Origin of the sequence: Curtobacterium sp. A7_M15 (assembly GCF_030705415.1) — a bacterium.
In the GTDB taxonomy this organism is placed as follows: Bacteria; Actinomycetota; Actinomycetes; order Actinomycetales; family Microbacteriaceae; genus Curtobacterium.
On the sequence record NZ_JAUZED010000164.1, the window covers coordinates 1 to 5594 of the forward strand.

Consider the following 5594-nt stretch of genomic DNA (forward strand, 5'->3'; position numbering starts at 1 on the left):
CGCGAGCGGGCTCTTTCGGTTCCGGAGCCGCGGCGACCCGCGCGTGTTCCGCCCGCTCGCGGGTGGTGGGCGTGGGTGCGACGGCCGGCACGGCGGCGGGTGCGGCGGCGGGTCGGCGAGCGGGCTCTTTCGGTTCCGGATCCGCTCGCGACCCCGCGTACTTCACCCGCTCGCGCGGGGCACGCGCGGTCGCTGCGGATCCGGGCCCGGAAGCGGCTGCGGCTGCGGCTGCGCGAGCGGGCTCTTTCGGTTCCGGATGCGCTCGCGACCCCGCGTACTTCACCCGCTCGCGCGGGACTCGCACGGGCGAGGCGGGCTCGGGCGCGGTCACGAGGCGCTCGTCGCGGTCGTGGTGGGGTCGGCCGGGGCGTAGACGACGGTCAGGCGTGCCCCGTCGCGTTCGATCGAGTCGGGCCGGAACCCGCTGGCCATGGCCTCGAAGGTGGCCTCGACACGGGACGCCTCGGCGCTCCCCGCAGCCTGCAGGACCACTCGGCGGAAGGGCTGTCCGGTCTCGCCGGACACCGGCGTGAACCGGTCGACCTCGACGAACCGGTCGGCGAGGACCTGCCCGAGTGCGATCATCGCCCGCGAGTCCACCTGCCCCGCACGGAACTGCGACTTGGTGCCCTCGTCGGCGAAGAGCGCCGGGTTCGAGGCGAGCTCGGTGCCCATCGTCTTCCGGAGGTCGGTCGCGCGGGTGATCGCGGCCTCGGCGGCCGTCGATCCCTCGGCGTGGATGCGTCGGACGTCGACCCGCTGGTTCCCGGTGCCGAACGCGGCGACGGTCGTCGAGTTCTCGATCGCCTGCCGGATGTCGGACGACGAGTTGCCGCCGGTGCGCATCGAGTCCGTCGTGATGACGTAGTCCGAGTCCTTCCAGCCGTTCGGCGACTGGCGTTCGACCGCGGCGTCGGTGTCGAGCTTGTAGTACCAGATGACGTTGTTCCGGGCGAAGCCGTCCTGCACGAGGTCGACCCACATGGCGTCGTCCACGAGCAGCCTCGACGACTTCGGGACGTTGTCGCCGACCCACTGCTCGGCCTGCTGCATCGGCAGGTCGAGGTTGCCGAGCACGAAGCCGCGCAGCTGCGTGCCCCACAGCGGCAACGCGACGAGCAGCGCTGCGGAGGTCACGATCGCCCACGTGGTCCCGAGTCCTCGGCGGAGGACGGCCCGGGCACCGGTCCCCGAGGTCCCGCGCAGGCGGCCGAACACGGCGAGGACGGCGCGCTCGGCGGTGTAGGCGACGAGGAGCGCGGCGAACGGGATGAGCATGATCACGTACGGCACGGGCAGGTACCCGTTGGGCCGGAACATCATGAGCAGCAGGAACACGAGCATCGCCGCGATCGGGCGGACCCGACGGAGGAACAGCCCCACGAAGGCGGCAGCGGAGCCGAGCACGATGAACACCGGGTCGAGCGCCCACCACTGCGCGGCGGCTTCGTTGGCGAGGCTGCCGGCGTCGAACACCGAGCCGCTGGCCGCGCGGGACCCGAGCTGGTAGGTGATGCCCTCGAGCAGGCTGACCCGACCGGTCCCGGGCAGGAGTTCGCCCTTCACCGCGGCGAGCAGCAGGTAGCCGCCACCGATGACGGCGAGCACAGCCCCGGCGACGCTCAGCGTGTACCGGCGGGTGCTCGTGTCGGCCCGGCGCACCGCGATCCAGATGAGGAACGGCAGGGCGAGCAGGTACGTCTCCTTCGAGAGCACCGCGATGCCGAGGCACGCGGCGGCACCCGCGAAGCCGGCGAGCTGCTGGCGTCGGCTGAGCACGAGGACGAACGCTGCGAGGAGCCACGGCGTCGCGACGTTGTCGATGTAGACCGTGCGGTGGTACTGCAGGGCCAGGGGCGACAGCGCGAACACGAGGCCCGCGACCGCAGCGGTGGCACGGCCGGCACCGAGCCGACGGGCGAGGACGAACAGCAGGATGCTCGAGACGGCGGCGAAGAACACCATCGCCTCGCGGCCGGTCTCGACGGCGAACGGGTAGCGCGCGAACGCCCCGGTCAGCGAGGTGTACGCGGCGATCTGGACCCAGCCGAGCGGCGGGTGGTCGTACCAGTACGTGTAGTGGGTGATCTCACCGAGGTGCGTGATCGCCCACGCCTGGGCGGTGTAGGTGCCCTCGTCGTCGATTCGCTGCGGCGTGCCGGACATGTTCCAGGCCTGCACGACGACCGTGACGGCGAGGACGGGGAGGAGCCAGCCGAGGCTCGCAGCGTGCCGTCGGAACCAAGCGGCGACGCCGGTGTGCCGGCGTGCGGCGGCGCCCCGGATCGGGATGCCGGTCGTGTCGGTGATGCTGGCGGTCATCGGGCACCTCCTGCGTTCTCGAGCTCACGCTGCTCGGTGACGGTGGTCGTGACGGCGCTCGCGAACCCGACGACCTCCGCCGGCTGCCCGGCAGTCCGGTGCTGCCCGGTGTGCTCCGTCTTCTCCCAGCCGTTCTGCCCCTTCGCGTGCCGGACCACGGCCCGGACCGCCGCGGCGGCGAGGAAGATCTGGTACGGCACGAGGCCGAGCACGAGCTTCACGTAGTCGCGGATCCGGACCTTCTCCTTGTAGAGCCGGCCGAACTCGTTGAGGCCGACGACCTCGACGGCGAGCAGCATGAGCGTCGGAGCGACGGGCACGAACGACACGAGGGCGATCGCCGTCGGCACCTTGACGAACAGGATCATCAGCACGCTCAGCGGGATGAGCAGGCCGGTGGCCGCCTGGATGAAAGGCATCGTGAGCATGTAGCGGGCGAAGAACCGCTGACGGAACGACGGAAGCTTCTTCCACTCCCCCTTGCCGAGCACCTGCAGGAAGCCCTGGTTCCACCGAGTCCGCTGCTTGAGCAGGGACGCGAAGGTGGGCGGGGTCTCCTCGCGGGTGACGGCCTCCGGGCTGTACGCCACGACGACCTTCGCGCCGTCGGCGGAGAGCCGGACGCCGAGTTCGCAGTCCTCGGCGAGGCAGTGCGCGTCCCAGCCGTTCGACCAGTCGAGTCGCGCCTTCGTGACGAAGACGGTGTTGCCGCCGAGCGGGATGAACTTCGACCCGGCGTGGAAGTGCAGTCGCGAGCGGAACCAGAAGTAGTACTCGAGCACGTTGCGCAGCGACCACCAGCTCGACTTGAAGTTCATGAGCTGCACGCCGCCCTGCACGACGTCTGCGTCGGTCTCCTGGAAGCGGGAGTCGACCAGGGACAGCAGGCGCGGGTACACCTCGTCCTCGGCGTCGAACACGCCGACGATGTCACCCGTCGCGTACTGCAGTGCGAGGTTCATCGCCTTCGGCTTGTTCTTCGGCGCGGTGTCGTCCACGACCACCTTGATGAGCGAGGGGTGCCGGGCCGCGGCGGCGCGTACGACGGCGTCCGTCTCGGGGTCGTCCTCGCCGACGATCGCGATGATCTCGAAGTCCGGGTGGTCCTGCTTCGCGAGCATGTCGAGCGTCTCACCCATGACGTCCTGCTCGTGGCGGCCCGGGACCAGCAGCGTGAACCGGTGGGCGGCCGGACGCGGCGTCTGGCTGAAGCTCGTCGACTTGAGCGCGTCGCGGGAGCGCCAGGCGTGCAGCATCCACCACAGCGTGGTGAGCGCGATGATCGTGAGCAGCACGGAGATCGCGATGAGGGCCGAGTACCCGACCCATTCGCCGACCGACCAGGCGGCCTGCGGGAGTTGACCCGAGCCTCCCGTCGGCACGTCGGTCGTCCCGCGGTTCGGGACGCTCGACGGAGCCGTCCCCTCGTTGGGCTGCAGCAACGGCCCGGCAGCCGTCAGCAGCGTGGCGGAGATGGTCATTCGGCGAGCTCCTTCGCGTGAGCGTCGGTGGAACGGAAGACGAGGGCCTTGTACGCGGCGAACCGGAACGCGGTGCCGAGCACGAGACCCACCCCGTTGCCGGCGACGTTGTCGGCGAGGGTGGAGGTGAAACCGAGGACGTAGTGCGACACGAACAGGCACGCCGCGGCGATGCCGAGTCCGATGAGGTTCGTCACCGCGAAGAGGAACCCCTCGCGGAGGGTCTCCCGCCGGCCGGTCTGCCGCTCGGCCCGGAAGGTGATGAACCGGTTGCCGATCCAGGCGACGGCCGTGGAGACGACGGCGGAGACGATCTTCGCGGCGATGGGCCCGTCGGGCATCACGGTCGTGCGGAGCAGGTTGTAGACGCCCAGGTCGATGACGAAGCAGACGGCGCCGATGCTCCCGAAGGAGACGAGCTGGCGAGCGAGCACCACCAGACGCGCGACGGCCGCGCGTGGAGGGACGGGTACCGCGCCGGTTGCGGATGGCACCACAACGGGGGTATCGGTTCGGGTCATGCCCCCGATTCGGGGGACTTCTCGGGTCGGTTTGGGTGGGGTACAGGCTTACGGAGGCGTCTGCCAGTTTCGCGACACGTGCTGTTCACATGCGGGTCGCGGTGGACGCGCCCCACAACGCACTGGAGGCGCGGTGCCAGCGGGCACCGCGCCCCCCCGGCCGGGGGGGGGGCGCGTAAGCCGGGGGCGGCGCCGGGCGGGCGGTCTTCGACGCGTCGCGCTCCGGGATGTCCCCCAGCGCCCGGTCGATCGCCGCGAGGGCGTCCGCGTCCAGCCGCACGCCCGCGGCCTTGACGTTGTCGGTGACCTGCTCGGGGCGGGACGCGCCGACGATCGCCGAGGCGACGTTCTCGTTCTGGAGGGTCCACGCGATCGCGAGCTGGGCGAGGGTCAGACCGGCCTGGTCGGCGACGGGCTGCAGGCGCTGCACGGCCTCGAGGACCTCGTCCCGCATGAACCTCTTGATCATGTCCGCGCCGCCCTTCTCGTCGGTGGCGCGGGAGCCCTCGGGGAGCGGCTGACCGGGCTTGTACTTCCCGGTGAGCACGCCCTGCGCGATCGGCGACCAGACGATCTGGCTGAGGCCGAGCTGCTTCGACGCGGGGACGACCTCGCCCTCGATGACACGCCAGAGCATCGAGTACTGCGGCTGGTTCGAGATGAGCTGGAAGCCGAGCTCCTTCGCGAGCGCAGCGCCCGCGCGGATCTGCTCGGCGTTCCACTCGCTGACGCCGATGTACAGCGCCTTGCCCTGCCGGACGACGTCCGCGAAGGCCTGCATCGTCTCCTCGAGCGGGGTCTCGTGGTCGTACCGGTGCGCCTGGTAGAGGTCGACGTAGTCGGTCTGGAGACGCTCGAGCGAGCCGTCGATCGACTCCATGATGTGCTTCCGGCTGAGGCCGACGTCGTTGTGCCCCTTCGGCCCGGTCGGCCAGTAGACCTTCGTGAAGATCTCCAGCGACTGGCGGCGCTCGGCCTTGAGCGCCTCGCCGAGGACGGTCTCGGCGGCGGTGTTGGCGTACGTGTCGGCGGTGTCGAACGTGGTGATGCCGGAGTCGAGCGCTGCCCGCACGCACTGGGTGGCGACGTCGTTCTCGACCTGCGAGCCGTGCGTCAGCCAGTTGCCGTAGGTGATCTCGGAGATCTTGAGTCCGGAGTTGCCCAGGTACCTGAATTCCATGCTCCCGACGCTAGCGGAGCGCGTGGCGGCGTGAGGGGCCGTGCGAGTACCTGGGTGGGGCGGGCGTGGGCGGGCGCGTGGGCGGGCGCG

The 5594-nt window shown here is 70.7% G+C and carries 4 protein-coding genes; all 4 read right to left on the minus strand.

Annotation, left to right across the window (positions count from 1 at the left end; genetic code table 11):
• Nucleotides 1–327: 327 nt before the first annotated feature.
• Nucleotides 328–2322: a glycosyltransferase family 39 protein gene (locus Q7F20_RS17615; RefSeq protein WP_305741362.1), complete on the minus strand. Its 1995-nt coding sequence runs from the start codon at nucleotides 2320–2322 to the stop codon at nucleotides 328–330.
• On the minus strand, nucleotides 2319–3803 hold the full coding sequence (locus tag Q7F20_RS17620) for a glycosyltransferase family 2 protein (RefSeq protein ID WP_305741363.1): 1485 nt from the start codon (nucleotides 3801–3803) through the stop codon (nucleotides 2319–2321). Before Q7F20_RS17620 ends, Q7F20_RS17615 begins: the two co-directional genes overlap by 4 nt.
• On the minus strand, nucleotides 3800–4297 hold the full coding sequence (locus Q7F20_RS17625; RefSeq protein ID WP_305741364.1) for a GtrA family protein: 498 nt from the start codon (nucleotides 4295–4297) through the stop codon (nucleotides 3800–3802). The genes Q7F20_RS17620 and Q7F20_RS17625 overlap by 4 nt, the downstream gene beginning before the upstream one ends.
• Nucleotides 4298–4409: 112 nt before the next feature.
• Entirely contained in the window at nucleotides 4410–5504 is a 1095-nt protein-coding gene (locus Q7F20_RS17630) for an aldo/keto reductase family protein (protein ID WP_305741365.1), read from the minus strand.
• Nucleotides 5505–5594: the final 90 nt, after the last annotated feature.